Annotated in this window: 27 protein-coding genes; 14 read left to right on the top strand and 13 right to left on the bottom strand. The window is 67.0% G+C overall.

Features of this window, described 5'->3' with window-relative positions; translation table 11 throughout:
- Positions 1–2 precede the first annotated feature (2 nt).
- From cysT to BHE75_RS15135, 3 genes are read left to right on the top strand one after another with little or no spacing between them, the layout of a single operon-like run.
- Positions 3–878 carry a sulfate ABC transporter permease subunit CysT gene (gene cysT, locus BHE75_RS15145; RefSeq protein WP_070934359.1) on the top strand — a complete coding sequence of 292 codons (876 nt, stop codon included), beginning with the start codon at positions 3–5 and terminating at the stop codon, positions 876–878.
- Positions 878–1,717 carry a sulfate ABC transporter permease subunit CysW gene (gene cysW, locus BHE75_RS15140; protein WP_015457618.1) on the top strand — a complete coding sequence of 280 codons (840 nt, stop codon included), beginning with the start codon at positions 878–880 and terminating at the stop codon, positions 1,715–1,717. The genes cysT and cysW overlap by 1 nt, the downstream gene beginning before the upstream one ends.
- Positions 1,714–2,766, top strand: coding sequence for a sulfate/molybdate ABC transporter ATP-binding protein (locus BHE75_RS15135; protein ID WP_070934358.1), 1,053 nt, complete (start codon positions 1,714–1,716; stop codon positions 2,764–2,766). Before cysW ends, BHE75_RS15135 begins: the two co-directional genes overlap by 4 nt.
- Positions 2,767–2,775: 9 nt before the next feature.
- Here BHE75_RS15135 and BHE75_RS15130 read toward each other — a convergent pair whose 3' ends face one another.
- The 10 genes from BHE75_RS15130 to sdhC all read right to left on the bottom strand — a co-directional run bounded on the left by BHE75_RS15130 (position 2,776) and on the right by sdhC (position 11,925).
- Positions 2,776–3,750 (bottom strand): ornithine cyclodeaminase family protein, encoded by a 975-nt coding sequence (locus tag BHE75_RS15130; protein WP_070934357.1) that lies wholly within the window; start codon positions 3,748–3,750, stop codon positions 2,776–2,778.
- The gene (locus BHE75_RS15125) at positions 3,747–4,928 is read right to left on the bottom strand and encodes a membrane dipeptidase (RefSeq protein ID WP_070935959.1); all 1,182 of its coding nucleotides are present in this window, start codon (positions 4,926–4,928) and stop codon (positions 3,747–3,749) included. The genes BHE75_RS15130 and BHE75_RS15125 overlap by 4 nt, the downstream gene beginning before the upstream one ends.
- 2 nt (positions 4,929–4,930) lie before the next feature.
- Positions 4,931–6,328 carry an amidohydrolase family protein gene (locus tag BHE75_RS15120; RefSeq protein WP_254684464.1) on the bottom strand — a complete coding sequence of 466 codons (1,398 nt, stop codon included), beginning with the start codon at positions 6,326–6,328 and terminating at the stop codon, positions 4,931–4,933.
- Between the two features lie 211 nt (positions 6,329–6,539).
- Positions 6,540–6,830 carry a GIY-YIG nuclease family protein gene (locus tag BHE75_RS15115; RefSeq protein ID WP_070934355.1) on the bottom strand — a complete coding sequence of 97 codons (291 nt, stop codon included), beginning with the start codon at positions 6,828–6,830 and terminating at the stop codon, positions 6,540–6,542.
- Positions 6,831–6,932: 102 nt separating this feature from the next.
- Entirely contained in the window at positions 6,933–8,045 is a 1,113-nt protein-coding gene (gene zapE / locus BHE75_RS15110; RefSeq protein ID WP_015457612.1) for a cell division protein ZapE, read from the bottom strand.
- The gene (locus BHE75_RS15105) at positions 8,042–8,488 is read right to left on the bottom strand and encodes a PaaI family thioesterase (protein WP_015457611.1); all 447 of its coding nucleotides are present in this window, start codon (positions 8,486–8,488) and stop codon (positions 8,042–8,044) included. The genes zapE and BHE75_RS15105 overlap by 4 nt, the downstream gene beginning before the upstream one ends.
- Before the next feature lie 14 nt (positions 8,489–8,502).
- Positions 8,503–9,288, bottom strand: a complete 786-nt coding sequence (locus BHE75_RS15100; protein WP_015457610.1) for a succinate dehydrogenase iron-sulfur subunit — start codon at positions 9,286–9,288, stop codon at positions 8,503–8,505.
- A 9-nt stretch (positions 9,289–9,297) separates the two neighbouring features.
- The gene (sdhA, locus tag BHE75_RS15095; RefSeq protein ID WP_015457609.1) at positions 9,298–11,100 is read right to left on the bottom strand and encodes a succinate dehydrogenase flavoprotein subunit; all 1,803 of its coding nucleotides are present in this window, start codon (positions 11,098–11,100) and stop codon (positions 9,298–9,300) included.
- Positions 11,100–11,489, bottom strand: coding sequence for a succinate dehydrogenase, hydrophobic membrane anchor protein (gene sdhD, locus BHE75_RS15090; RefSeq protein WP_015457608.1), 390 nt, complete (start codon positions 11,487–11,489; stop codon positions 11,100–11,102). Before sdhD ends, sdhA begins: the two co-directional genes overlap by 1 nt.
- Positions 11,490–11,493: 4 nt before the next feature.
- Positions 11,494–11,925, bottom strand: coding sequence for a succinate dehydrogenase, cytochrome b556 subunit (gene sdhC, locus BHE75_RS15085; RefSeq protein ID WP_041864783.1), 432 nt, complete (start codon positions 11,923–11,925; stop codon positions 11,494–11,496).
- Positions 11,926–12,088: 163 nt separating this feature from the next.
- Here sdhC and BHE75_RS15080 point away from each other — a divergent pair, with 163 nt between their 5' ends.
- On the top strand, positions 12,089–13,408 hold the full coding sequence (locus BHE75_RS15080; RefSeq protein WP_070935957.1) for a methyl-accepting chemotaxis protein: 1,320 nt from the start codon (positions 12,089–12,091) through the stop codon (positions 13,406–13,408).
- Between the two features lie 151 nt (positions 13,409–13,559).
- On the opposite strand, the gene BHE75_RS15075 is transcribed toward BHE75_RS15080, so the two are convergent.
- Entirely contained in the window at positions 13,560–14,780 is a 1,221-nt protein-coding gene (locus BHE75_RS15075) for an NADP-dependent isocitrate dehydrogenase (RefSeq protein WP_070934354.1), read from the bottom strand.
- 185 nt (positions 14,781–14,965) lie between these two features.
- Entirely contained in the window at positions 14,966–15,775 is an 810-nt protein-coding gene (locus BHE75_RS15070; RefSeq protein WP_015457604.1) for a TorF family putative porin, read from the bottom strand.
- A 236-nt stretch (positions 15,776–16,011) separates the two neighbouring features.
- Here BHE75_RS15070 and BHE75_RS15065 point away from each other — a divergent pair, with 236 nt between their 5' ends.
- Both BHE75_RS15065 and BHE75_RS15060 read left to right on the top strand, forming a co-directional pair.
- Positions 16,012–16,770 carry a phosphatidylserine decarboxylase gene (locus BHE75_RS15065; protein ID WP_302622709.1) on the top strand — a complete coding sequence of 253 codons (759 nt, stop codon included), beginning with the start codon at positions 16,012–16,014 and terminating at the stop codon, positions 16,768–16,770.
- Positions 16,770–17,621, top strand: coding sequence for a CDP-alcohol phosphatidyltransferase family protein (locus BHE75_RS15060; RefSeq protein ID WP_015457602.1), 852 nt, complete (start codon positions 16,770–16,772; stop codon positions 17,619–17,621). Before BHE75_RS15065 ends, BHE75_RS15060 begins: the two co-directional genes overlap by 1 nt.
- Here BHE75_RS15060 and BHE75_RS15055 read toward each other — a convergent pair.
- A complete protein-coding gene (locus BHE75_RS15055; RefSeq protein WP_015457601.1) occupies positions 17,557–17,781 on the bottom strand; it encodes a hypothetical protein in 225 nt (74 codons plus the stop codon). The two genes, BHE75_RS15060 and BHE75_RS15055, sit on opposite strands and share 65 nt — an antisense overlap.
- Before the next feature lie 224 nt (positions 17,782–18,005).
- Here BHE75_RS15055 and rpsB point away from each other — a divergent pair, with 224 nt between their 5' ends.
- The 8 genes from rpsB to rseP all read left to right on the top strand — a co-directional run bounded on the left by rpsB (position 18,006) and on the right by rseP (position 25,249).
- The gene (gene rpsB, locus BHE75_RS15050) at positions 18,006–18,761 is read left to right on the top strand and encodes a 30S ribosomal protein S2 (protein ID WP_015457600.1); all 756 of its coding nucleotides are present in this window, start codon (positions 18,006–18,008) and stop codon (positions 18,759–18,761) included.
- A 101-nt stretch (positions 18,762–18,862) separates the two neighbouring features.
- Positions 18,863–19,786: a translation elongation factor Ts gene (gene tsf / locus BHE75_RS15045; protein ID WP_015457599.1), complete on the top strand. Its 924-nt coding sequence runs from the start codon at positions 18,863–18,865 to the stop codon at positions 19,784–19,786.
- A 328-nt stretch (positions 19,787–20,114) separates the two neighbouring features.
- On the top strand, positions 20,115–20,837 hold the full coding sequence (pyrH, locus tag BHE75_RS15040; protein WP_015457598.1) for a UMP kinase: 723 nt from the start codon (positions 20,115–20,117) through the stop codon (positions 20,835–20,837).
- Positions 20,838–20,840: 3 nt separating this feature from the next.
- Positions 20,841–21,398, top strand: coding sequence for a ribosome recycling factor (frr, locus tag BHE75_RS15035; RefSeq protein ID WP_015457597.1), 558 nt, complete (start codon positions 20,841–20,843; stop codon positions 21,396–21,398).
- The gene (locus tag BHE75_RS15030; protein WP_084653244.1) at positions 21,395–22,138 is read left to right on the top strand and encodes an isoprenyl transferase; all 744 of its coding nucleotides are present in this window, start codon (positions 21,395–21,397) and stop codon (positions 22,136–22,138) included. Before frr ends, BHE75_RS15030 begins: the two co-directional genes overlap by 4 nt.
- Positions 22,135–22,956 (top strand): phosphatidate cytidylyltransferase, encoded by an 822-nt coding sequence (locus BHE75_RS15025; protein WP_070934353.1) that lies wholly within the window; start codon positions 22,135–22,137, stop codon positions 22,954–22,956. The genes BHE75_RS15030 and BHE75_RS15025 overlap by 4 nt, the downstream gene beginning before the upstream one ends.
- A complete protein-coding gene (locus tag BHE75_RS15020) occupies positions 22,947–24,113 on the top strand; it encodes a 1-deoxy-D-xylulose-5-phosphate reductoisomerase (protein ID WP_070934352.1) in 1,167 nt (388 codons plus the stop codon). The genes BHE75_RS15025 and BHE75_RS15020 overlap by 10 nt, the downstream gene beginning before the upstream one ends.
- Complete coding sequence (rseP, locus tag BHE75_RS15015) at positions 24,110–25,249, top strand: RIP metalloprotease RseP (RefSeq protein ID WP_070934351.1); 1,140 nt, start codon at positions 24,110–24,112, stop codon at positions 25,247–25,249. Before BHE75_RS15020 ends, rseP begins: the two co-directional genes overlap by 4 nt.
- Positions 25,250–25,276 lie beyond the last annotated feature (27 nt).

Below are 25,276 nucleotides of genomic sequence, written 5' to 3'. Positions count from 1 at the left end.
GCATGACTTCGCTTGCCGCCGACGGGCCGCGGGGCCGGGTGAGGCGGCGTCCGCTGTTCCGGGCGCCATCGATCATCCCCGGCTTCGGCTTGACCTTCGGCCTCAGCCTGACATGGCTGTGCCTGATCGTGCTGATCCCGCTTTCGGCCGTCTTCATCAAGACGGCGGGAATGGGGTGGCAGCATTTCGCGGACGTCGCGCTCTCCGAACGCGCCATCGCCGCCTACCGGCTGAGCTTTGGCGCGTCGCTGGGGGCGGCCTTCATCAATTCGGTGTTCGGCCTGCTGATCGCGTGGATGCTGGTGCGTTACGACTTTCCCGGCAAGCGGGTGGTGAACGCGCTGGTCGATCTGCCCTTTGCCCTGCCCACCGCCGTGGCCGGCATCGCCTTCACCACGCTCTACACCGCCAATGGCTGGATCGGGCGGGTGCTGGAGCCGCTGGGCATCCAGGTGGCCTTCACCTGGGTGGGCGTGGTCATCACCCTGATCTTCATCGGCCTGCCTTTCGTCGTCCGATCCGTGGAACCCGTGCTCGCCGATGTGAGCCGGGACGTGGAGGAGGCGGCGGCATCGCTGGGCGCGACGCGGGCGCAGACCTTCCGCCGCGTGATCCTGCCCGCCATCTTCCCGGCTTTGATGACCGGCTTCGCGATGGCCTTCGCGCGGGGCGTGGGCGAATATGGATCGGTGATCTTCATCGCCGGCAACATGCCCTATCGCACGGAAATCGCGCCGCTGCTGATCATCACCCAGCTCGAACAATATGATTATCAGGGGGCGACGGGCATCGCGACGGTGATGCTGATCGCCTCCTTCTCGCTGCTGCTCGTCATCAACCTGCTGCAGGCGTGGAGCCGGAAGCGGACGGTGGACTGATGCGCAACGGAGCCACTTCGGAATCGCGGCTGGCCCGCGCCGTCATCATGGCGATCGGCCTCGGCTTCTTCGGCCTTTTCCTGCTGATGCCGCTGCTGGTGGTGTTCGCGCAGGCGCTGGCCGGCGGCATCGGCGCCTATCTCGACGCGATTGTCGAGCCGGATGCGCTGGCGGCCATCCGCCTGACCCTGCTGGTCGCCGCGATCAGCGTGCCGGCCAATATCGTCTTCGGCATCGCCGCGGCCTGGGCCATCACCAAGTTCGATTTTCCGGGCAAGAGCATCCTCATCACCTTCATCGACCTGCCGTTTTCGGTGTCGCCGGTGGTGTCGGGCCTGATCTACGTGCTGCTGTTCGGCGCGCAGGGCTGGCTGGGGCCGTGGCTGGCGGAGCATGACATCCAGATCATCTTCGCGGTGCCGGGCATGGTGCTGGCGACGATCTTCGTCACCTTCCCCTTCGTCGCGCGCGAGCTGATCCCGCTGATGGCGGAGCAGGGCCGCGACGACGAGGAAGCGGCGCTGTCGCTGGGCGCGACCGGCTGGCAGACCTTCTGGCATGCCACCCTGCCCAACATCCGCTGGGGCCTGCTTTACGGCGTGCTGCTCTGCAATGCGCGCGCCATGGGGGAATTCGGCGCGGTTTCCGTTGTTTCCGGGCATATCCGGGGCGAGACGAACACCATGCCGCTGCATGTCGAAATTCTCTACAACGAGTATAATTTCATCGCTGCCTTCGCCGTCGCTTCGCTGTTGGCGCTGCTGGCCCTCGTCACCCTGGTGCTGAAGAGCCTGCTTGAATGGCGCTATGACTATCACGGCAAGGGGACCGGGCATTGAGCATCAGGCTCGACACTATCGGCAAGAGCTTCGGCGGGTTCACGGCGCTTGGCGACATCAATCTGGAGATCGAGCCGGGTGAGTTCCTGGCGCTGCTCGGGCCGTCCGGATCGGGCAAGACGACCTTGCTGCGTATCGTGGCGGGGCTGGAATTCCCGGACCATGGCCGCGTATTCTATGACGGTGAGGACATAACCGACCTGAAGGTGGCGGATCGCGGCGTCGGCTTCGTGTTCCAGCATTATGCGCTGTTCCGCCACATGACGGTGGCGGACAATGTCGCCTTCGGCCTCACCATCCGCAAGCGGCGCGACCGCCCCGCCAAGGCGGAGATACGCGATCGGGTGCAGAAGCTGCTCGATCTCGTCCAGCTCGGCCAACTCGGCAACCGCTATCCGGCGCAGCTTTCGGGCGGGCAGCGGCAGCGGGTGGCGCTGGCCCGCGCGCTGGCGATCGAGCCGCGCCTGCTGCTGCTGGACGAGCCGTTCGGGGCGCTGGACGCGCGTGTCCGCAAGGATCTGCGCCGCTGGCTGCGCGAGCTGCACGACCGGATGGGACTGACCTCCATCTTCGTGACGCACGATCAGGACGAGGCGCTGGAACTGGCCGATCGCGTGGTGGTGATGGACCATGGCGTGATCGAGCAGGTGGCGACGCCGCAGCAAATCTATGACGAGCCGGCCAGCGCCTTCGTGTTCGATTTCGTGGGGGAATCGAACCAGGTGCCGGTGACGGTGGACGGCGACCGGGTGATCGCCTTCGATCGGCTGCTGGATGTGCCGCCGGCGACGCTGGCGGGCATGGGCGGCGCGGCGCGTTTGTTCTTCCGCCCGCATGATGCGGAGATCGTGGGCGAAGGCGCGAACGGGCTCGCCGCCACCGTCACGCTCGTCCGCCCCAATAGCGGCTCGATGCGGGTGGAAGGCAAGCTGGAAGGCAGCGACCGGCTGGTGGAGATCGACGTCGCCCAGGGCGCGGCGCCGGGGCAGGGCGAACGCATCTTCGTGCGTCCCACCCGCGCGAAGCTCTATGCCGGGACGGCCGGCTGAAGGATATCGTCAGTCGAACGCGGCGTCGGTGCCGAAGCCGCGTTCCCGCGCCAGCCGGTAGAGATGCCAGCCCGCCGCCAGATCCTGCACGATCGACCCGAGCGATTTGTATAGCGTGACATCTGCGGCCGCGATCCGGCCGGGCAGCGTGCCTGCCATCACTTCGCCGATCTCGCCCAACACATGGCTCTCGTCGATCAGGCCGGCCTGAAGCGCGCGGAGGATTTCCGCCCCCTGCGCCAGCGCGCCGGCGCGGTGATCGGCAAAGAGGCGGCCGCGCGCCACCAGAGCGCCATCGACCTCGGCCGGGCCTGCCCGGCTCGATCCCACCAGATTGATATGGGCGCCGTCCGGCACGTCGGCGGAAAACAGGATGGGATCGGCGGCGGCGGTGGCGGTGCAGATGATGTCGGCATCCGCCACGGCCCCGCCCGCCGTCTCGACGGCGGTGGCAGCGATCCCCAGATCGGCGCGGATGCGCGCGGCGAACGCCTCCGCTTTCGCCCGCGATCGGCCCCAGACGGCGATGTGGGAGAGGGCACGGACATGGGGGAGGGCGGCGGCGTGATGCCAGGCCTGCTCGCCATAGCCCAGGATCGCCAGCCGCCTGGCATCGGGCCGCGCCAGCGCATCGGTGGCGGCGGCCGACGCGGCGGCCGTGCGGATCGCCGTCACCTCGCCGGCATGGACCAGCGCGACCGGCGTGCCGCTCGCCGGATCGTGGAGGACGATGATGCCCTGATGGGTCTGCTCGCCAAGGGCGGCGCGCGCCGGATAGACGCTCACCAGCTTCGCGCCGAAGGTGGCGCCGTCCAGCGCGCCCGGCATCACGCCGAAGGCATTGCCGCCTTCCAGATCGACGATCTGGCGCAGCAATTGCCGGCTGTTGCCGGTCGAAAGCGCGATCATCGCATCCCGCATCAGACCGATGCAGGCGGCCGGATCGAGATGGCGGGCCACATCCTTCCGGCCGATGACGATCATGTCCGGGTTTCCCCGGCCCAGATCTCCTCCGCATAACGGACGAAGTTGAGGCCGAGGATCTTTTCGATCCGTGCGGTGGAATAGCCCTTCTGCCGCAGCAGGCCGGCGAGCTTGCGGAACTGATCCTGCCCGCGCAGATCGACGACGAAGGGATAGGTATCGGGCCGTTCGCCGGTGGCGCTGATTCCGGCGGCGCGGCGTTCCGCGATCTCCTTCGCGAGGTCCGCCTCATAGGCCTTGAGGTCGTCGATCGGGGTGGTGCCGCCATCGGTGCCGATGCCGACATGGTCCTCCCCGCAGACGTTCACGGCATGATCGATATGAGCGACCACATCCTCCGCCCGGGCATGGCCGGTGGGGTTGAGGAAAGGCATGAAATAGATGCCGACGAAGCCGCCGCGATCGGCGACGAGGCGCAGCTCCTCGTCCGTCTTGTTGCGGGGCACATCGGTGACGGCGCGACAGCCGGTATGGTTGATCGAGATCGGCTGCTTCGATGCGCGGGCCGCCTCCAGGCAGGTGCGCTGGCCGCTGTGGGAGAGATCGACCATCACCCGATTGGCGTTCAACCGTTCGATCACCTCGCGCCCGAACGGGGTGATGCCGCGATTTTCCGGGGCCATCGATCCGTCGCCAAGCTGGTTGGCGGGATTGTAGGTGAGCTGGACGATGCGGACGCCGAGATCGGCGAAGATATCGACGCGGCTGGCATCATCGCCCATCATCGCCGCATTCTGGAAACCGAGGATCAGGCCCATCCGCCCTTCCGCCTTGGCGCGGCGGATATCGGCGGCGGTGAGGATCTTGATGAGATCGCGTGGATTTTCGCGGATCAGCCGATCCCAGCTCGCGACATCGGCCACGCTCTGCTGGAAAGGCTCCTTCTTGCCGGAGACATAGCCGATGGTGATGTTCACCGCCGTCTGCCCCGAGGCGCGGGCATCGGCGAGGACGCGGGGCTTGAGGATTAGCGGGCTGGGGCCTTCCTTGCCCTTCGCGGCATCGCCCGACCGGTCGTTGGGATCGTCGAAACCGCCGAGCGCGTTGATGACGATCATGTTCGCGATCGGATCGGCGGCGGCTGGCGTGGCCGCCAGCGCGCGTGCGGGCGCGGAGAGCGCCGGTGCCGCCAGCATGCCGGCCCCGAGCGCCAGGAAGGCACGGCGATCCTGTTCCAGGCTCATTCCTCGTCCCCCAGCTCGTCCTTGGTCAGCGGCTTGAAATCGGTGCGCGGGAAGGCGTGGCCACGCTTCACCGTCATCACGATGCTGTCGATATTGCGGATATTCTCCAGCGGGTTCCTGGCGAGCACCACGAAATTGCCGAGCTTGCCGGCCTCGATCGAGCCCATATCCTTTTCCTGCCCCGCGGCGCGTGCGCCGACGAGGGTGGCGGAGCGGATCACCTGCGCGGGCGTCATCTTCGCGCGTTCGACGAGGAAGGCCAGTTCGTCGTGCAGTTCCGGCCACGGCTTGTCCGCCGCATTGGTGCCGTCGGTGCCGGTGGAGATTTCCACGCCCGCCCGCCGCGCCTGATCGATCAGCCGTGCGGCGAGATCGGCGGTGCAGAGCGGCGGCTTGGCCGGATTGGCAGCGGCCCGCTCGTCATATTCCAGATAGACACGGCCGGTGGCGTCGAGGATCTGGCCATGCTGGGCCATTTGCCTGAACAGGCCGCCGATGACCGGATTGTCGCCCTTGGCGAGGCGATCATAAGCAACGGGCACGCGCTGCTGGTAGGAAGCGGGCACGCTGTCCGACACCTGATAGGCGAGGTAGCAGACGTGGCTGACGACATCGACGCCCGCGCCGATCACCTCGGCCGGGCTGGCAGGGAAGATCGCGCCATGCGCCCAGACCGGGAAATGCTGGCGATGCGCCTCCGCCACGATCGCGGCGACGGTGCGGCCGGGCATGTTGGCATAGGCCTTGATCGCGGTGGCGCCGGTGCCGCGCGACATGGCGACGGCGAGCGGCATGTCCGTATCGTCGGTGATCGCCTGCATCCACGGCACGGCGCCGGGGGTGACGCCCTTGGAGACGGCCCAGGTGCGCTTGTCGTCGAAGAAGCTGGGGCCGGCCATCAGTGCCGCGAAATAGATGTCGGGCGCGGCGATCTCGCCCAGGCGTGAGGCGCGGGTGATCTCGGCGACCGAGCGCAGATCGTCCGCCATGTCGCGGATCGCGGTGACGCCGCCATAGAGGTTGCGGCGGAGCACCGCCTCGGCGCGCACGCGGTCGGGCGGGGTGGCGATGTGGACATGGGTATCGATCAGTCCGGGCACGACATATTGGCCCTTGAGATCGACGACATCGGCGCCGGCAAGCGCGGCGGCGGGCAGATCGCGATCGGCGACGACATCGGTGATGCGATCGCCATCCATCACGATCGCCATGCCACGCCGGAGCGGACCGCCGGTGCCGTCGATCAGCGTGACGTTGCGGTAGACGGCACGGCTGCCCTTGGCGGGCGCCGCGAAAGGGGTGGGCGTGGCGGCCGGCGCCGATATCGCGCCGAGCGCGGCACCCGCCAGCGCCGCGCCGGTGAGCGCGCGCAATATCATTTTCATTCCAGCCATTTGCCCCTTCCCGTTTTTGCGACCTGGCCAGCTTGGTAATGACCGGACGTGGCATTGGGCAAGGGGAGATGTGGTGGGCGGTCACTGCGGGGGCTTGCGGTGCCGCGGTCATGGTGGCGGGGATGGGGAAGGGGCGAGGGCTTCGGGTGAAAGGGACGAGGGCGAGCGTTCCGAATAACGTCATGCCAGCGCAGGCTGGCATCGCTGGCGGCTACAGGATGCGATCGAACAGATCCTCCCATTCAGGATTGCCCTGTTCGATCAGTCGGATTTTCCAATCCCGTTTCCAGGCCTTCAGAGCCTTTTCGCGAGCGATGGCTTCGACCATGCTGTCATGGGGTTCGGCGAAGACGAGCCGGTCGAGACCATATTTGCGGCAGAAGGCCGAGCCCGTGCCGGTGCGGTGCTGCATCATCCGCGCGGCCAGGTTGGCGGTGACGCCGATATAGAGAATGCCCTTCGGCTTGTTCGACAGAATGCAGGTCCAGCCGCCCCTGGTCATGCGGGTTGAGGTTACACCAGCCTCAAAGCGATGCCAGCCTGCGCTGGCATGACGTTAAGAGGAATGACCACCGCCGATCCGCGCAGGCCCCTTATGCCGCCCTCAGTCCGCGCCGTGGCCGGCGGCGAGATAGTCGCGGGATTGCATTTCCATGAGGCGGCTGACGGTGCGTTCGAATTCGAAGGCACCGTCGCCCGAGGGGTAGAGCTGGGCGGGTTCGGCGTCGGCGGTGGCGATCAACTTCACCTTATGTTCGTAGAGCGCGTCGATCAGCGTCTTGAAGCGGGCGGCCTCGTTGCGCCGTTCGGGGCCGAGGACCGGGATGCCGACGATGATGACGGTGTGATAGTTGCGCGCGATCGCCAGATAATCGGTGGCGCCGCGCGCTTCGGCGCAGAGCCGCTTGAAGGAGAAGACGGCGACGCCCTTCAGGCTTTTCGGCACGTGCATCGATCGCCCGCCATGGATGGCAAGCTCCGCGCTCGGCACATGGACCGAATCCTCCGGCGGGAAATCGGTGAGGCGGAAGAAGGCGGCGCGCACCGCTTCCGTCGATTCCGGCCCGTTGGGGACATACCAGGTGGGCGCGCCGCCCAGCCGGGCGAGGCGATAGTCGGTCGGGCCGTCCAGCGTCAGCACGTCCATCCGCGCCTCGATCAGCGCGATGAAGGGCAGGAAATGCTCGCGGTTGAGGCCGTCCTTGTAGAGGTCCTTCGGCGGCCGGTTGGACGTGGTGACGACGACCACGCCGGCATCGATCAGGCCGGTGAACAGGCGGCTCATGATCATCGCGTCGGCGGTGTTGTTGATCACCATCTCGTCGAAGGCGAGAAGGCGGGCTTCCTCCGCCAGCGCGGCGACGACGGGGGCGATGGGATCGCCTTTCTCCCGCTCGCGCTCGATGCGGAGGCGATCATGCACCTCGATCATGAATTCGTGGAAGTGGACGCGCCGCTTGCGCTCCATGGCCACGCAATCGAAGAACAGGTCCATCAGCATGGACTTGCCCCGGCCGACGCTGCCCCAGATGTAGAGGCCGCGCGGCGGCGGTGGCGCCTTGCGCAGCATCCGCCACAGCACGCTGCCCTTTTCGGGCCGCACCGAAAGCTCGGCCGCCAGCGCGTTCAGCCGATCCACCACCTTGGCCTGATCGGGATCAGGGCGGAGCTGGCCGGAGGCGATGAGATCGGCGTAGCGATCCTTGACGGTGCTCATCGCTGGCCGGCCTTGCGCAGCGTGGCGGAGAAGGAGGCGACGATGCCGTGGGTCTGTTCCACCAGACCGCGCACGAAGATCAGCCGGCCGGTCTCGCGCAGCACCTCCACCACCGCGTCCAGCGGCTCATCGAGCGTGCCGCGGCTGAGAAACTGGGCGGTGAAATCCAGGGTGACGCCGTTGCCGGCCGCCTTCGCGCCGCAGGCTTCCGCGCCGGCGAACAGCGCGATATCGACGAAGCCCATCACCGCGCCGCCATGGACGGCGTTGATCATGTTGGAATGGCGGCGTTCCGGGAACATGCGGACCCGCGCCTTGCCGCCCGGTTCGGGGCGGACAAGGACACGGCCGAGCTGATCGAGGAAGCGATCGCGATCGTTGAGCTCCCAGCGGTTCCAGCCCGGATGGTCCGGGTCCGGGGCGCTGGAGAAGAGGGGTTCCACCGTTTGTCGAAGCCTCAGATCTGGCGTTCGACTTCCATCTTCTTGATCTCCGCGATGGCGCGTGCCGGGGACAGACCCTTGGGGCACACGTTCGCGCAGTTCATGATGGTGTGGCAGCGATAGAGGCGGAAGGGATCTTCCAGCTCGTCCAGCCGCTCGCCGGTGAACTCGTCACGGCTGTCGGCCAGCCAGCGATAGGCCTGGAGCAGGATCGCCGGGCCGAGGAACTTGTCGCTGTTCCACCAGTAGCTGGGGCACGAGGTCGAGCAGCAGGCGCACAGGATGCACTCGTAGAGGCCGTCCAGCTTGGCGCGGTCCTCTGGCGACTGGAGACGCTCCTTGCCCGAGGGGGCAGGCGTGACCGTCTTCAGCCAGGGCTGGATCGAGGCATATTGCGCATAGAAGTGCGTGAAATCGGGAACGAGGTCCTTGATCACGTCCATGTGCGGCAGGGGCGTGATGCGGACCTCGCCCTTGCAATCCTCGATCGCGGTGGTGCAGGCGAGGCCGTTCTTGCCGTTCATGTTCATCGCGCACGAACCGCAAATGCCTTCGCGGCAGGAGCGGCGGAAGGTGAGCGAGGGGTCCTGCTCGCTCTTCATCTTGATGAGCGCGTCGAGCACCATCGGGCCGGTTTCGTCGAGATCCAGCTCGAACTTGTCGTAGCGCGGATTTTCGCCCGAATCCGGATCGTAGCGATAGACCTTGAAGGTCTTGACGTTGCTGGCGCCGGGCTCGGCCTTGTGGACCTTGCCGCCGGACTTGATCTTGCTGTTCTTGGGAAGCGAGAATTCAGCCATGGTCCGTCCTCAGTAAACCCGCGCCTTGGGCTTGATATATTCGATCTCGTCGGTGAGCGTGTAATCGTGCACCGGACGGTAATCGAGCGTCACCTTGCCACCCTTGCCTGCCTCGCCCTCGAACCACGAGACGGTGTGCTTCATGAAGTTCTCGTCGTCGCGGTTGGGGAAATCCTCATGCATGTGCGCGCCGCGGCTTTCGTGCCGGTTGGCGGCAGAGTGCATGGTGACGACGGCCTGGGGCAGCATGTTGTCCAGCTCCAGCGTCTCGATCAGATCGGTGTTCCAGATCAGGCTGCGATCGGTGATGCCGACGTCGGCGAGGCTCTGATAGACCTTGTCGATCTTGCCCATGCCCTCGGTGAGCAGCTCCGTCGTGCGGAACACGGCGCAGTCGGACTGCATCGTGCGCTGCATGTTGTTGCGGATTTCCGCCGTGGGCGAGCCGCCCTTGGCGTTGCGGTAGCGATCGAGGCGGGAAAGCGCCTTGTCGTCCGCTTCCTTGTTGATCTTGCCGTGCGGGCTGTTGGGCTTGATGATGTCGGTGATGCGGTGGCCGGTGGCGCGGCCGAACACCACGAGATCGATCAGCGAGTTGGAACCCAGGCGGTTGGCGCCGTGGACCGACACGCAGGCCGCCTCGCCGACCGCGAACAGGCCGGGGACGACCGTGTCCGGATTGCCGTCCTTCAGCGTCACGACCTCGCCGTGATAATTGGTCGGGATGCCGCCCATATTGTAGTGGACGGTCGGCACCACCGGCAGCGGCTGGCGGGTGAGATCGACGCCCGCGAACACCTTGCCGGTCTCGGTGATGCCGGGAAGGCGCTCCGCCAGCACCGCCGGATCGATATGATCGAGGTGCAGGTAGATGTGATCCTTGTTCTTGCCGACGCCACGGCCCTCACGGATCTCCATCGCCATCGATCGCGAGACGACGTCGCGCGAGGCGAGGTCCTTCGCGGAGGGGGCGTAACGCTCCATGAAGCGTTCGCCCTCGGAATTGGTGAGGTAGCCGCCTTCGCCGCGCGCGCCCTCGGTGATCAGCACGCCCGCGCCGTAGATGCCGGTCGGGTGGAACTGCACGAATTCCATGTCCTGCAGAGGCAGGCCGGCGCGCAGCACCATGCCGCCGCCGTCGCCCGTGCAGGTGTGGGCCGAGGTGGCGGAGAAGTAGCAGCGGCCGTAGCCGCCGGTGGCGAGCACGGTCGCATGGCTGCGGAAGCGGTGGATGCTGCCATCTTCCATGCAGATGGCGAGCACGCCCTTGCACTCGCCATCCTCCATGATGAGGTCGAGCGCGAAATATTCGATGAAGAAGTCCGCGTCATACTTCAGGCTCTGCTGGTAGAGCGTGTGGAGCATGGCGTGGCCGGTGCGGTCGGCCGCGGCGCAGGTGCGCTGCGCGGGCGGGCCGGCGCCCATATTCTGCATCATGCCGCCGAACGGGCGCTGGTAGATCTTGCCCTCGTTGGTGCGGCTGAACGGCACGCCGGCATGTTCCAGCTCGTAAACGGCGGCCGGTGCCTCGCGGCAGAGATATTCGATCGCGTCCTGGTCGCCCAGCCAGTCCGATCCCTTGACGGTATCGTACATGTGCCAGGTCCAGTGATCCGGACCCATGTTGCCGAGGCTCGCCGCGATGCCGCCCTGCGCCGCGACCGTGTGGCTGCGGGTGGGGAACACCTTGGTGATGCAGGCGGTCTTGAGACCCTTTTCCGCGACGCCCATCGTGGCGCGCAGGCCCGAGCCGCCCGCGCCGACGACGACCGCGTCGTAGATATGGTCGATGATCTTATAGGCTTCGGACATCAGCCATGAACTCCACCGAACGCGATCTTCAGGATCGAGAAGATCGCGAGCGCGGCCGAGCCGACCGCATAGAAATTGAGGGCGAGGAGGGCCGCGACGCGCGAGGCATCGTCATGCACATAATCCTCGATGAAGACCTGGAGGCCGAGGCGCAGGTGCCAGAATACCGATACGGTGAGCAGGACGAGCGCCACCGCCACGAAGGGCGATCCGATCCACGTCGTGACGGTCGCGTAATCGAGCACCGGCAGGCGGAAGATCGATACCACGAACCAGAGGAGGAGGATGACGTTGCCCGCGGCCGTCAGCCGCTGCTGCCACCAGTGAAGCGATCCATGCTTGGCCGAGCCAAGCCCGCGGACGCGGCCGATGCCGGTTCCCGTTCCCATCCGATCAGCCCCTAGCCAGAAGGATGCAGCCCCAGATCAGGGCGGTGAAGGTGATCGAGCCCACGATGGTGAGGATCGACCACATGCGATTGGTCTTCAGCTCATAGCCCGCGCCCGTATCGAGCACGAAATGGCGAAGGCCGGAAAAGAGGTGCTGGAAGAAGCTCCACGTCAGCCCGATCGCGACAATGCGCGCGAGGACGTTGACGATGCAGCCCAGCGTGTCGCCCGCTTCCGCCTGGACGGCATAATAACGGAACGATTCGTAATAGTCCGGCCCGCTGGCGGCGGCGGCCAGCCACCAGGCGAACAGGATGCCCCCGCCGATGGCGAGCGCTGTGCCCGTCGCGCGATGCAGGATGGAAACCAGCATGTGCGGCCCCCACCGCCAGATGGTGAGGTGAGGAGAGAGCGGGCGTGCGGCGTTTCGAGACATGGAAGTCCCCCTAATCGATATGCGGGGCTCCTTTAGCCGAACCTCGTCGTCATGCAACCTTACGCGGACGTTCGCCGGAATAACCCTGCATTTACCACCGCGCCTTAAGATGGCCCCGAAACCGGATTTGTGCGTGGGGAGACAAGGGTTGAGCGGCCAATATATGCGACAGACCTCTGCCGATATCCATGTGCCCCTGCCGGACGAGGAAGTGGCCGAGCGGCTGGCGCTATACAATCGCGACGGGCGGCTGAGCGAGGATCTGCGCTTCCTGTGGGAACATGGCGCCGACGCCATAAGCGATGCATCGCGCGCCTTCTGGGAAGGGATGACGCCGCGCAGCCCGCTGCCGGTGGAGGAATTCATCGCGCATGCGACCGGCAAATATCGCCAGCCGGTGGATGCGGACTGGATCGCGCTCGTCGCGCGGCCCGCGGCCGACATCTACCATAGCGACGTGCCGCCGCCCGTGTTCATCGAGGCGGTGATCACCGCTTCCGAGATGATGTGCGATCAGCTCCGCCTGGCGATCGGGGACCCGGACACGCGCCGCCGCGCGATCCGCATCGTCCATCGCCTGGCCTGCATCGAGACCGAGATCATCCTGGCCCAGATCAACAATCTGAAGCGCAACGCGGCGGGCGTGCAGCGCGCCGACGCGAGCAGCCGGTTCAAGGGTACGGTTGTGGCCATCCTCGCCGATACGGTCGCGAATGCGCGCGATCTGAAGGGAAAGACGGTGAACACCGCCGCCGCCGCGCGTGGCATGCTGGGCAAGGCATCCGAGGTGGCGGCCGCCGCCGAGCAATCGGCCACCGCCATGCGCGAGGCGGCGCATACCGCCGCCGGCCTGATCCGCGCCATCGAGGAAGCGCGCGGCGAGGTGGAATCGGCGGCCCTGGTGGCGACCAAGGCGGCGACCCAGTCGGCCGAGGCCGTGGTGGTGACGGAGGCGCTTTCCGACCACGCCAAGGCGATCGAATCCATCCTCGGCCTGATCCGCGACATTGCCGGGCAGACCAACCTCTTGGCGCTCAACGCCACGATCGAGGCGGCACGCGCCGGCGATGCCGGCCGGGGCTTCGCCGTGGTGGCGCAGGAGGTGAAGAGCCTCGCCTCGCAGACCGCGCGGGCGACCGACGACATCGCCGCCAAGATCGCCGCGATCCAGGCGGCGACGCACCAGACGCTGGAAGCCAACGGATCGATCCGCGACACGGTGGGCGAGGTGCAGACATCGGCCCGGCGCATCCAGCAGGCCATGGAAGTGCAGGCGCAGACGGTGACCTCGATCACCGCCGCCGTCGACGAAACGGCCCTGGCGGCCGACTCGATGTCCGGCACCATCGCCGCGATCCGATCCGACACGGTATCCGTAGCCGGCGAGATCGACCGGCTGGAAACCGGCTTCCAGACCGTGGACGCCCGCCTTTCCGACCTGGAAGCGGCAACGAGCGAGTTCGTTTCCCGGATCGCGGCTTGAAAGGAGCGCGGCGGGCATTCCCGATCTGATCCGGGATGCCCGGCTAGGTAGTGGCAATCGACTTGAGTTGGCCGAGATACGAGTCCCAAAAGAAAAGGCGCCGCCCCGGTGGACCGGAGCGGCGCCTTTTTTGGGGCCGATGGCGGGAAGGTTACTTCCAGTTGGCCATTTCGGCTTCGAGGTTGACGCGGATCGCCTCGAAGAACTGCTCGGTCGTCATCCAGGGCTGATCCGGGCCGATCAGGATGGCGAGGTCCTTGGTCATCTGGCCCTTTTCGACCGTCTCGATGCAGACGCGCTCCAGCGTTTCGGCGAAGCGGGTGACGTCCGGCGTGCCGTCGAACTTGCCGCGGAAGGAGAGGCCCTGCGTCCAGGCGAAGATCGAGGCGATCGGGTTGGTCGACGTCGCCTTGCCCTGCTGGTGCATGCGATAGTGGCGGGTGACGGTGCCGTGGGCGGCTTCCGCCTCGATCGTCTTGCCGTCCGGCGACATCAGCACCGAGGTCATGAGACCCAGCGAGCCGAAGCCCTGCGCGACGGTATCCGACTGCACGTCGCCGTCGTAATTCTTGCAGGCCCAGACGAACTTGCCGCTCCACTTGAGCGCCGAGGCGACCATGTCGTCGATCAGGCGATGTTCGTAGACGATGCTCTTTTCCTTGAACTGGGCGGCGAATTCGGCGTCGAACACCTCCTGGAACAGATCCTTGAAGCGGCCGTCATAGGCCTTGAGGATCGTGTTCTTGGTGGAGAGGTAGAGCGGCCAGCCGCGGCCCAGCGCATAGTTCATGCTGGCGCGGGCGAAATCGCGGATCGAATCGTCGAGATTATACATGCCCATGGCGACGCCGGACGACGGGAACTGGAACACTTCCTCGTCGATCACGTCGCCATTGTCGCCTTCCCAGACGAGGCGGAGCTTGCCGGGGCCGGGCACCCTGAAATCGGTGGCGCGATACTGGTCGCCGAAGGCGTGACGGCCGACGACGATCGGGTCCGTCCAGCCCGGAACCAGCCGGGGAACGTTCTTGATGACGATCGGTTCGCGGAACACGACGCCGCCCAGGATGTTGCGGATCGTGCCGTTCGGCGACTTCCACATCTTCTTGAGGCCGAATTCCTCGACGCGGGCCTCATCCGGGGTGATCGTGGCGCACTTCACGCCGACGCCGTACTTTTGGATCGCGCGGGCGGAATCGATGGTGATCTGGTCCGCCGTCTCGTCGCGCTTCTGCACGGAGAGGTCGTAATATTCGAGCTTGAGATCGAGATAGGGCAGGATCAGCCGCTCGCGGATCCATTGCCAGATGATCCGGGTCATTTCATCGCCGTCGAGCTCGACGACGGGGGTCTTCACGGTGATCTTGGCCATGGGGGTCCGCTTTCTCCAGGGAGTGGGTTTCGCGCCCGTCTAGGCAATGCCGGGGCGAGGATCAACCTTGCGGGCGGCGGAAGGCGCGGCGGGCAAAAGGAATGGCGCGCGGGAAAAAGCGACGCCCCCGGAGCGCTGAGCCCCGGGGGGCGTGGGACGGCCGGGAAGGTCTGGCCGTCACCGCATCAGAAGGCGGCCGTGACGGAGAAGACCACCCGCCCGCTGGCGATCGACGAACCGTTCTTGGTCGACGAGAAATTGGGCTGGATATAGGCCGAATCCGCCTTGCTGATATCGGTATCGACATAGGCGATGCCGAGCGTGACCGGCCCGACGACCGCATCGGCGCCCACCAGCCAATCCCAATATTTGCCCGTGGGCGCGATGCTGGTGCCGTTGGGGCCGAGGCCGGGATTGCCGTCCGAATAGCCGATATGGGCCTTCACGCTGAGCGGGGTGGAGGGAATGCCGGCGCTGGCATCGCCCCAGAGATAGAGATTGTCCTGCTTCTGCCCCCGGCTCTGCGGCGTGTTGGAATAGTTGCCGAGCGCCTGCTGCTTGGGCGCATAGGCGACGCCGCCGAGCAGCGAGACCGGCCCCACCGTGCCGCTGACCTTCACATAAGGCTCGGCGAAGTCGGTATCGTCCGCGCCGCCCGGATACATATACCAGGTGAGGCCGACATCGATCGTCGCGCCGCCGACCGGCAGCTTGTAGCCGGCATAGAGATCAAGCTCGATATTGCCGCCGCCGAAGGTACCCCAGCCCGAGAGGCTCGACGCCCAGGTGCCGGCATAGAGGCCGCTTTCGTGCGAGACACCGATGCCGCCCTGCACGGCCATCTCCTTGTCCGACTGCGAGACGCCGCGGAACCGGTAATCGGAAACGAGGCCGGCGCTGCCGGAGATGGTGAAGGGGCCGGACGCCTCTTCCTGCGCCAGCGCCGGCGTCGCGAACAGGGCTGCCGCAACCGCGGCGACCAGACGATAAGACATGGAACATTCCCCTTTTATGGTTGGAATGTTCCTCCTGCATCCCGCGGGCGCGGCCTCTTGCGGCTGGCGGGCCGCCGTGCGCGCGTCCCCCGGGATGGAAGGCAGCCTAAAGGGCGCCTGTGATCCGCCTGTTTCCCGCGCGTAACGAAATGTTGCGCTGCCGCATCGCGTGGGCCGAAGGGGGCGCGGGGAGGGCGATTGCAACATTGTTGCCCACTGCGCCGTTGTCAGCCGCCATGGCCGATCGTAAGAACGCGGACATGACATCATTGGAAAAGCCGGACGTCGGCACCACCACCGTCCGCTGGCGCTGGCCCTCGGTTCATCCCGAAGGCCGCAAGTTCGCCCTGATCGGCGCGGCCATCACGCTCATCTTCGCGTTGATGGCCTGGGAAACGCTTGCCTGGCCGATGGCGGGCGTGACGATCTGGATCCTCGCCTTCTTCCGCGATCCGATCCGCACCTTCCCGAGGGGGGAGGGGCTGATCGTGTCGCCGGCCGACGGGCTGGTGACGATGATCGCCACCGTGCCGCCGCCGCGCGAGCTGGCAGGCCCCGACGGGCTGGGCGACGAGCCGATGACGCGGGTTTCGATCTTCATGAGCGTGTTCGACGTGCACATCAACCGCACGCCGATCGCCGGCACGATCCGTCGGGTCGTCTACATCTCCGGCAAGTTCCTGAATGCGGACCTCGACAAGGCGAGCGAGGAGAATGAGCGCCAGCACATCCTGGTCGAAGGCAATGACGGCACCCGCATCGGCTTCACCCAGATCGCCGGGCTGGTGGCGCGGCGCATCGTGCCGTTCGTGAAGCCGGGCGACATCGTCGCCGGCGGGCAGCGCATCGGCCTGATCCGCTTCGGCAGCCGGGTGGACGTGTATCTGCCGGCCGGCACCCAGCCGCGCATCGCGCTGGGCCAGCGGGCCATTGCCGGCGAGACCGTGATCGCGAGGATCGGCGAGGCGGAACGGGTATACGGAACCGCGCTCTGATGGCGCCGCGCCCCGACAATGCCCGCATCCAGCGCCCGTTGAAGGGCATTCCGCTGCGCGCGCTCGCGCCCAACGCGGTGACGGCGCTGGCGCTGTGTTCGGGGCTGACCGGCGTGCGCTTCGCCATCGGCGCGATCGGGCGCGTGCCGGGATCGGAACGCTGGTGGCTCGAATGGCAGATGGCGGCCGCGCTCATCATCCTGGCGGGCGTGCTCGACGGGCTGGACGGGCGGATCGCCCGGCTGCTGAAGGGCGAGAGCCGGTTCGGTGCGGAGCTCGATTCGCTTTCCGACGTGATCGCCTTCGGCGTGTCGCCGGCGATCATCATGTTCCTCTGGTCGCTGCAGGCGCTGCCGCGCTACGGCTGGCTGTTCGCGCTGGGCCATGCGGTATGCTGCGCGCTGCGGCTCGCCCGCTTCAACGCCCAGATCGACGCGAGCGAGCAGCCGCACAAGTCGGCCGGCTTCCTGACCGGCGTGCCGGCGCCCGCGGGCGCGGGGCTCCTGATGCTGCCGCTCTACCTCTGGCTGTGCACCGGCCTGGACATCTTCCGCGAAACCTATGTCGTGGCGCCGTGGGCGGCGTTCGTCGGATTCCTGCTGATCTCCAACGTCGCCACCTATTCCTGGTCGTCCCTCCGCCTGCGCAGCGGCATCCGGCTGTGGCTGCTGCTGGCCGTGGCGTTGCTGGGCGCGGCGCTGATCGTGGCGACGTGGGAAACGCTGGCCATCGCCAGCATCGCCTATGTGCTGTCCATCCCCTTCGGGATGCGCAGCTATGCCCGCGTCAGGCGGCAGCGCGCAGCGGCGGCTGCGCGATCCGCGCAGGAACGGCCCGCGGCTGAAGCCTGACGCGCGCCGCCGGCAGCGGCGGCAGGGCCGGCGATGCGGCCGGGCGGGCGCCGAGCGCCATCGCGATCCGATCGGCATATTCCATCACCATCCCCGCGATGATGCCGAGCGCCGTGCCGCCCATGGCGAGGAAGAAAAGGATCGTCGCAAGCTGTGCCATAACCGCCTCCCGCTTCGCCCTGCCCGATGGGGCATTTCCGCGAATCCCGTGTTGCGGCCTTTATGTTCCTGTTTTGTTCCTGTCGTCAAGGGTTGATTTCCGGCGCCCGAATGGCTAGGTGCGCCGCCATTCCACATCCGGGGTTCATAAACCGGTGCCGCTGATGGGCGTTCCGCCCGTCCGGTCACTGCCCCGGAGAGGTTCAACCGGAAGGAGACTATCCCATGGCGGTTCCCACCGTCTCGATGCAGGCGCTTCTCGACGCCGGCGCCCACTTCGGCCACCAGACCCACCGCTGGAACCCGAAGATGAAGCCCTACATCTTCGGCGAGCGCAACGGCGTCCACATCATCGATCTGTCGCAGACCGTGCCGCTCTTCGCGCGCGCGCTCGACTTCGTGAGCCAGACCGTCGCCCATGGCGGCAAGGTGCTGTTCGTCGGCACCAAGCGCCAGGCGCAGGAGCCGATCGCCGAGGCCGCCCGCCGTTCGGGCCAGCATTATGTCAACCACCGCTGGCTGGGCGGCATGCTCACCAACTGGAAGACCATCTCGGGCTCGATCAAGCGTTACAAGACGCTGGAAGAGCAGCTTTCGGGCGACACGCACGGCCTGACCAAGAAGGAAGTGCTGCAGCTGACCCGCGAGCGCGACAAGCTGGAGCTTTCGCTGGGCGGCATCCGCGACATGGGCGGCATCCCGGACGTGATGTTCGTGATCGACGCCAACAAGGAAGAGCTGGCGATCAAGGAAGCCAACACGCTGGGCATCCCCGTCGTCGCGATCCTCGATTCGAACGTGTCGCCGGACGGCATCGCCTTCCCGATCCCGGCCAATGACGACGCCGCCCGCGCCATCCGCCTCTATTGCGACGCCGTCGCCGCCGCCGCGACCCGTGGCGAGCAGGGTGGCCGCGCCGCCCGTGGCGAGGACCTGGGCGCCGCCGCCGAGCCGGTCGCCGAGGAAGCGCTGAGCGCCTGATCGCGCTCCACGCGCCCTCCCTGGAGCGCGTGCGTCATAACAAGATCACGGGGCGGGCCTATCGGCTCGCCCCGACCCGTTCATAACGAAAGGACAAGGACATGGCGGAAGTCACTGCCAAGACCGTCAAGGAACTGCGCGACCGCACCGGCGCCGGCATGATGGACTGCAAGAAGGCGCTCGCCGAGACCAATGGCGACATGGAAGCCGCCGTCGACTGGCTGCGCACCAAGGGCCTCGCCGCCGCCGCCAAGAAGGCCGGCCGCCAGGCGGCCGAGGGCCTCGTGGGCGTGACCGTGAAGGGCACCAAGGGTGCCGTGGTCGAGGTGAATTCGGAAACCGACTTCGTCGCCAAGAACGATCAGTTCCAGTCGTTCGTGAAGACCGTGACCGAGCTGGCGCTCGACACCGGCGATTCGATCGAGGCGCTGGCCGCCGCGACCTATCCGGGCGAGGGCACCGTTGCCGAGAAGCTGACCAGCAACATCGCCACCATCGGCGAACAGCAGGCGCTGCGCCGCGCGGCGACCCTTACGGTCGATCAGGGCGCGATCGTCTCCTACGTCCACAACGCCGCGGCCCCCGGCCTCGGCAAGATCGGCGTGCTCGTCGCGCTTGAGAGCGCCGCGCCGGCCGACAAGCTGGAAGCGCTGGGCAAGCAGCTGGCCATGCACATCGCCGCCGCTGCCCCGCTGGCGCTGACCGCCGATGGCCTGGACGCCGAGACGATCGAGCGCGAGCGCGCGATCGCGACCGAGAAGGCCGCCGAATCGGGCAAGCCCGCCAACATCGTCGAGAAGATGGTGGAAGGCGCGATCGCCAAGTATCGCAAGGAGAACGCGCTGGTGAGCCAGGCGTTCGTGATCGACGGCAAGACCCCGGTGGCCGACGTCGTCGCCGCCGCCGGCAAGGAAGCCGGTTCGCCGATCGTGCTGAAGGGTTATGTGCGCTTCCAACTCGGCGAAGGCATCGAGAAGAAGGAAAGCGACTTCGCCGCCGAAGTTGCCGCCGCCGCCGGCGTCTGATCCTTCTGCCTCCCTTCCGCTTGCGGAAGGGATCGGGGGCGGGCGCCTCGGTCGCGGCATTCGGGCCTGCGGCGGACGCCCGCCCCCCCCAATCCCCTCCCTGATCCGGGAGGGGAAGCAAATTGCGCCCCTGGCACTAGGCGTGCGCCCGCACGGAACCTCGATCGGGCCGGGCCATTCGCCCCGCCGGTGAATCGCGATCCCGCATAAGGGATCGGAGCCTGATTCACGTATCTTCGATGGGAGCGCATAGCGCTTCCATCTCGAACGATCAGGCTCTAGGGTGCGCGCCGTTTCCCTTCCTGATGCATGAGAGAATCCCACGGCGATGACCCGGCCGCGCTTCAACCGCATACTCCTGAAGCTTTCCGGCGAAGTGCTGATGGGGCAGGGGCAGTTCGGCATCGATCCCGAGACGGTCGCCCGCGTCGCCCAGGAGATCGCCGACGTCGCCAAGGACCATGAGCTCTGCCTAGTCGTGGGCGGGGGCAATATCTTCCGTGGCCTGGCCGCCGCCGCCAAGGGCTTCGAACGGACCAGCGCCGACTATATGGGCATGCTGGCGACGGTGATGAACGCGCTCGCCGTGCAGAACGCGCTGGAGCAGATCGGCGTCGACACCCGCGTGCAATCGGCCATCCCGATGAACACGGTGTGCGAGCCCTTCATCCGCCGCCGCGCCGAGCGCCACATGGAAAAGGGCCGGATCGTGATCTTCGCGGCCGGCACCGGAAACCCCTATTTCACCACCGACAGCGCGGCCGCCCTCCGCGCCGCCGAGATGAATTGCGATGCGCTGTTCAAGGGAACCTCGGTGGACGGCGTCTATGATGCCGATCCGAAGAAGGTGCCGGGCGCGAAGCGTTATGACAGCGTCACCTTCAGCAAGGTCCTTTCGGACGACCTGAAGGTGATGGATGCGAGCGCCGTGGCGCTCTGCCGCGACAATAATATTCCGATCGTCGTCTTCAACATCCGCGAGCGGGGCAATCTGGCCCGGGTGCTGGCGGGCGATGGCGTGGCGACGATCGTCCAGAACGAGGGAGTGTGATCGATGCCCGCCTATAACAAGGCTGACCTGGAACGCCGGATGCACGGCGCGGTGGAATCGCTGAAGGGGGATTTGCAGGGCCTGCGCACCGGCCGCGCCAGCACCTCGCTGCTCGATCCGGTGACCGTGGAGGTCTATGGCGCGCAGATGCCGCTCAACCAGGTGGCGACCGTCAGCGTGCCGGAACCGCGCCTCATTTCCGTGCAGGTGTGGGACAAGTCCAACGTGACGCCGGTGGACAAGGCGATCCGTTCGGCGGGCTTGGGCCTCAACCCGATCGTCGACGGCCAGACGCTGCGCCTGCCGATCCCCGACCTGACCGAGGAACGGCGCAAGGAGCTGGCCAAGCTTGCCGGCCAATATGCCGAAAAGGCCCGCATCGCCGCGCGCAACGTGCGCCGCGACGGCAATGACGCGCTGAAGGCCGACGAGAAGAAGGGCGAGATCAGCGAGGACGAGCGCAAGCGCGCCGAAACCGAGGTGCAGAAGCTGACCGACAGCACGATCGCCGAGATCGACGCGGCGGCGGCGGCCAAGGAAAAGGAAATCCTCGGCAAGTGAGCGCCGCCTCGGCCTCGACCCTGCGGGCGAGCGACGGCGGCGCCGGGCTTCCCCGCCATGTCGCCATCATCATGGACGGCAATGGCCGCTGGGCGAAGGCCCGGCACCTGCCGCGCGTCGCCGGCCACCGCAAGGGCGCCGAAGCGGTGCGCGCCACCATCCGCGCCGCGCGCGAGCTGGGCATCGAGGTGCTGACGCTCTACGCCTTCTCGTCCGAGAATTGGCGCCGGCCGGAGGAGGAGGTTTCCGACCTCAAGGGCCTGCTGCGCCATTATCTGTTGGGCGAGATCGAGGAACTGGCCGCCAACGGCGTGCGCCTGCGCGTGATCGGCGAATATCGGCGGTTCGGCCCGGAGCTTGCCCGCCTGCTGGACGACGCGATCGAGCGGACGGTGGGCAACCGGGCGATGACGCTGGTGATCGCGCTCAACTACGGCGCGCAGGACGAGATCGTCCGCGCTGCCCGCGCGCTGGCCGAGGATGCTCTGGCCGGCCGGATCGACCCGGCGGCGATCGATGCGGAAACGCTGGACGCGCGGCTGGACACGCGGGAACTGCCGCCGCCCGACCTGCTGATCCGCACGTCCGGCGAGCGGCGGCTTTCCAACTTCCTGCTGTGGCAGGCGGCCTATGCCGAGCTGCTGTTCGTCGATACGCTGTGGCCGGATTTCGGGCGGGAAGCATTGTTCGCGGCCGTCGCCGATTATGGCCGGCGCGAGAGACGTTTCGGAGGGCTATGACCGAACTGACGCAGCGCGTGCTGGCCGGGATCGTGATGATCGCCGTCGCATTGGGGGCGCTGTGGGCTGGCGGCATCTGGTTCGGCCTGCTCGCATCGGCGGCGGGCCTGCTGATGATCGGCGAATGGGCCGGGCTGCTGCGGGCCGACCGCTGGCGGACGCGGGTGATGCTGGTGCTGCTGGCCCTGTTCCTCGTCCAGACCCTGCTGATCGCCAATGGCGCCGCCGGCCAGTTCGGCCCCGGCCTGGTGGGGATCGTGCCGGCAACGATCTGGCCGGGCGGCGGCGTCGTGACCATGGCCATGGTGCTGGTGCTGCTGTTCGCGCTGGGTGCGCTGCTCACCCGGCGCGTCGGGCTGGCGGCGGGCATCCTCTATGCCGGGCTGCCGGCGCTGGCGCTGATCTACCTGCGCGAGGAGCGGGGCCTGCTGCTGACGCTGTGGGCGATGGCCCTGGTGTGGGCGACCGATATCGGCGCCTATTTCGCCGGGCGCGGGATCGGCGGGCCGAAGCTCGCGCCGCGCATCAGCCCCAACAAGACCTGGGCGGGCCTGATCGGCGGCGTGATCGCGGCCGAGCTTCTGAGCCTGGTCATGGCGATATTCTTCGGGCTTTCGTGGATCGCCGTCTATTTCGCGACGACGCTGGCGGTGGCCGCGCAGATTGGCGACCTGTTCGAAAGCTGGCTGAAGCGCCGGGTGGGCGCCAAGGATAGCGGACGGCTGCTGCCGGGCCATGGCGGCGTGATGGACCGGCTGGACGGACTGGTGCCGGTGGCGGTGATCGTGGCGGGGCTGGTGATCCGGGGATGGCTGTGATGCGCACCGTCAGCATATTGGGCGCGACCGGATCGGTCGGCACCTCCACGCTGGACCTGATCGATCGCAACCGCGACTCCTTCGAGGTCGTGGCGCTGACGGCGCATAGCGACGTGAAGGGCCTGGCCGATGCCGCGCGGCGGACGCGGGCGCGCTTCGCGGCCATCGGCGATGCGGCGCTGGGCGGGGCGCTGGCGGAGGCGCTGACCGGCACCGGGATCGAGACCGGGGCGGGCGAAGGCGCGCTGATCGAGGCGGCCGCGCGCGATGCCGACTGGACGATGGCCTCGATCGTCGGCTGCGCCGGCCTCAAGCCGGTGATGGCGGCGCTGAAGCGCGGCGCGACCGTGGCGCTGGCCAACAAGGAATCGCTGGTTTCCGCGGGCGATCTGATGACGCTGACGGCGCGCACCCATGGCGCGACGCTGCTGCCGGTCGATTCCGAGCATAACGCCATCTTCCAGTGCCTGGATCGCGACCGGCTGGACAAGGTGCGTCGCATCATCCTGACCGCGAGCGGCGGGCCGTTCCGCACCTGGAGCCCGGCCGAGATGGCAGGGGTGACGCCCGAACGCGCGGTGAAGCACCCCAACTGGTCGATGGGCGCCAAGATTTCGATCGATTCGGCGACGATGATGAACAAGGGGCTGGAACTGATCGAGGCCCACCACCTGTTCCCCGTCGGGCATGAGCGGATCGACATATTGGTCCACCCGCAATCGGTGATCCATTCGATGGTGGAATATGTCGATGGATCGACGCTGGCGCAGCTCGGCACGCCCGACATGCGCACGCCGATCGCCCACGCGCTCGCCTGGCCGCAGCGGATGGCGGCGCCTGCCGAACGGCTGGACCTGGCCCGCATCGGATCGCTGAGCTTCGAGGTGCCGGACCCGGTGCGTTTCCCCGCACTGGCGCTCGCCCGCGCCGCCGTGGAGGCGGGCGGCGCCCGGCCGGCCATTCTGAACGCCGCGAACGAGCAAGCGGTGGCCGCATTTCTCGGGCGGCGCATCGCTTTCCTCGATATTGCCGCAATCGTGGCGAAAGTTCTGGACAGTTATGATCCATCGTCGCCTACCAGCCTCGATGAGGTATTCGCGATCGATGCTGAGGCGCGCAGGCTCGCGACGGCAATGATGGAGGAGAAGGCCGCGTGATAGAGACCCCCGGCATCCCGCTGACGATTATAGCTTTTCTTCTCGTCATAGGGCCGCTGATCTTCATTCACGAGCTTGGCCATTATTTCGCCGGCCGGATTTTCGGCGTGAAGGCGGAGGCTTTCTCGATCGGATTCGGGCGCGAGCTTTTCGGCTGGACCGACCGGCGCGGCACGCGCTGGCGCGTGGCGGCGCTGCCCTTGGGCGGTTATGTGCGCTTCGCCGGCGACATGAACCCGGCCAGCGCCCACAATCCCACCGCCGAATGGCTGGCGATGCCGGCCGAGGAACGGGCGCGGACCTTCCAGGCCAAGCCCTTGTGGCAGCGCTTCATCATCGTCGCGGCCGGGCCGCTCACCAATTTCCTGTTCGCCATCCTGGTGTTCATGGCGGTGTTCGCGGTGAACGGGCAGGCGCGCACGCCCGCCCTGGTGGCGACGGTGCAGGCGGGATCGGCGGCGGAAGCAGCGGGGCTGCGCCCCGGCGACAGGATCACCACGGTCAGCGGCCAGCGGATCGAGCGATTCGAGGATATTCCCGCGATCGTCGCGATCCGGCCCGGCGAGCGGCTGGGGCTGGAGGTGGTGCGCGACGGGCGGCCGCTTTCGCTCAACGCCACGATCGGCGTGGAAGTAGAGCGCGATCGCTTCGGCAACGAATTCCGGCGTGGCCTGCTCGGCATCAGCCCCGGCCAGCCGGTGTGGGTTGAGGTGCCCTTCTGGCGCCTGCCGGGCGCCGCCATCGAGCAGACGGGCAATATCGTCCGCATGATGGTGGATACGCTGGGCCAGGTGATCACCGGGCGGCGTTCGGTGAAGGAACTGGGCGGGCCGTTGAAGATTGCCCAGATTTCGGGGCAGCAGGCGACGCTCGGGTGGTTCGATTTCATCCTCTTCATGACGATGATTTCGATTAATCTGGGATTCATCAACTTGTTGCCAATTCCATTGCTGGATGGTGGCCATTTGTTGTTCTACATGGTCGAGGGAGTGGTTCGGCGGCCGCTGAATCCCGCGATCCAGGAGTGGGCTTTCAGGACGGGGCTGGCGGTGCTGCTGGCTTTCATGATCTTCGTCACCGTCAACGACCTGGCGTCTTTTGGGGTGTGGCAAAGGCTTGCCGGGTTGATCGGCTGACATCGATCGGGCAGGGCAGGCGGCGGG

The sequence above is a fragment of the Edaphosphingomonas haloaromaticamans genome (genome assembly GCF_001853345.1).
In the GTDB taxonomy this organism is placed as follows: domain Bacteria; phylum Pseudomonadota; class Alphaproteobacteria; order Sphingomonadales; family Sphingomonadaceae; genus Sphingomonas_E; species Sphingomonas_E fennica.
This window is presented reverse-complemented; position numbering and strand designations above follow the sequence as displayed.

Excerpts from the sequence above, each read along its gene's own strand:
- BHE75_RS15025 (WP_070934353.1), top strand. The coding sequence starts at position 22,135 with ATGACCGAACTGACGCAGCGCGTGCTGGCCGGGATCGTGATGATCGCC.
- BHE75_RS15130 (WP_070934357.1), bottom strand. The coding sequence starts at position 3,750 with ATGATCGTCATCGGCCGGAAGGATGTGGCCCGCCATCTCGATCCGGCC.
- BHE75_RS15020 (WP_070934352.1), top strand. The coding sequence starts at position 22,947 with ATGGCTGTGATGCGCACCGTCAGCATATTGGGCGCGACCGGATCGGTC.
- cysT (WP_070934359.1), top strand. The coding sequence starts at position 3 with ATGACTTCGCTTGCCGCCGACGGGCCGCGGGGCCGGGTGAGGCGGCGT.
- BHE75_RS15100 (WP_015457610.1), bottom strand. The coding sequence starts at position 9,288 with ATGGCTGAATTCTCGCTTCCCAAGAACAGCAAGATCAAGTCCGGCGGC.
- BHE75_RS15120 (WP_254684464.1), bottom strand. The coding sequence starts at position 6,328 with ATGGCTGGAATGAAAATGATATTGCGCGCGCTCACCGGCGCGGCGCTG.
- sdhA (WP_015457609.1), bottom strand. The coding sequence starts at position 11,100 with ATGTCCGAAGCCTATAAGATCATCGACCATATCTACGACGCGGTCGTC.
- BHE75_RS15080 (WP_070935957.1), top strand. The coding sequence starts at position 12,089 with ATGCGACAGACCTCTGCCGATATCCATGTGCCCCTGCCGGACGAGGAA.
- BHE75_RS15075 (WP_070934354.1), bottom strand. The coding sequence starts at position 14,780 with ATGGCCAAGATCACCGTGAAGACCCCCGTCGTCGAGCTCGACGGCGAT.
- BHE75_RS15070 (WP_015457604.1), bottom strand. The coding sequence starts at position 15,775 with ATGTCTTATCGTCTGGTCGCCGCGGTTGCGGCAGCCCTGTTCGCGACG.
- BHE75_RS15055 (WP_015457601.1), bottom strand. The coding sequence starts at position 17,781 with ATGGCACAGCTTGCGACGATCCTTTTCTTCCTCGCCATGGGCGGCACG.
- BHE75_RS15060 (WP_015457602.1), top strand. The coding sequence starts at position 16,770 with ATGGCGCCGCGCCCCGACAATGCCCGCATCCAGCGCCCGTTGAAGGGC.
- BHE75_RS15115 (WP_070934355.1), bottom strand. The coding sequence starts at position 6,830 with ATGACCAGGGGCGGCTGGACCTGCATTCTGTCGAACAAGCCGAAGGGC.
- sdhD (WP_015457608.1), bottom strand. The coding sequence starts at position 11,489 with ATGGGAACGGGAACCGGCATCGGCCGCGTCCGCGGGCTTGGCTCGGCC.
- sdhC (WP_041864783.1), bottom strand. The coding sequence starts at position 11,925 with ATGTCTCGAAACGCCGCACGCCCGCTCTCTCCTCACCTCACCATCTGG.
- pyrH (WP_015457598.1), top strand. The coding sequence starts at position 20,115 with ATGACCCGGCCGCGCTTCAACCGCATACTCCTGAAGCTTTCCGGCGAA.
- tsf (WP_015457599.1), top strand. The coding sequence starts at position 18,863 with ATGGCGGAAGTCACTGCCAAGACCGTCAAGGAACTGCGCGACCGCACC.
- zapE (WP_015457612.1), bottom strand. The coding sequence starts at position 8,045 with ATGAGCACCGTCAAGGATCGCTACGCCGATCTCATCGCCTCCGGCCAG.
- BHE75_RS15065 (WP_302622709.1), top strand. The coding sequence starts at position 16,012 with ATGGCCGATCGTAAGAACGCGGACATGACATCATTGGAAAAGCCGGAC.
- cysW (WP_015457618.1), top strand. The coding sequence starts at position 878 with ATGCGCAACGGAGCCACTTCGGAATCGCGGCTGGCCCGCGCCGTCATC.
- rpsB (WP_015457600.1), top strand. The coding sequence starts at position 18,006 with ATGGCGGTTCCCACCGTCTCGATGCAGGCGCTTCTCGACGCCGGCGCC.
- frr (WP_015457597.1), top strand. The coding sequence starts at position 20,841 with ATGCCCGCCTATAACAAGGCTGACCTGGAACGCCGGATGCACGGCGCG.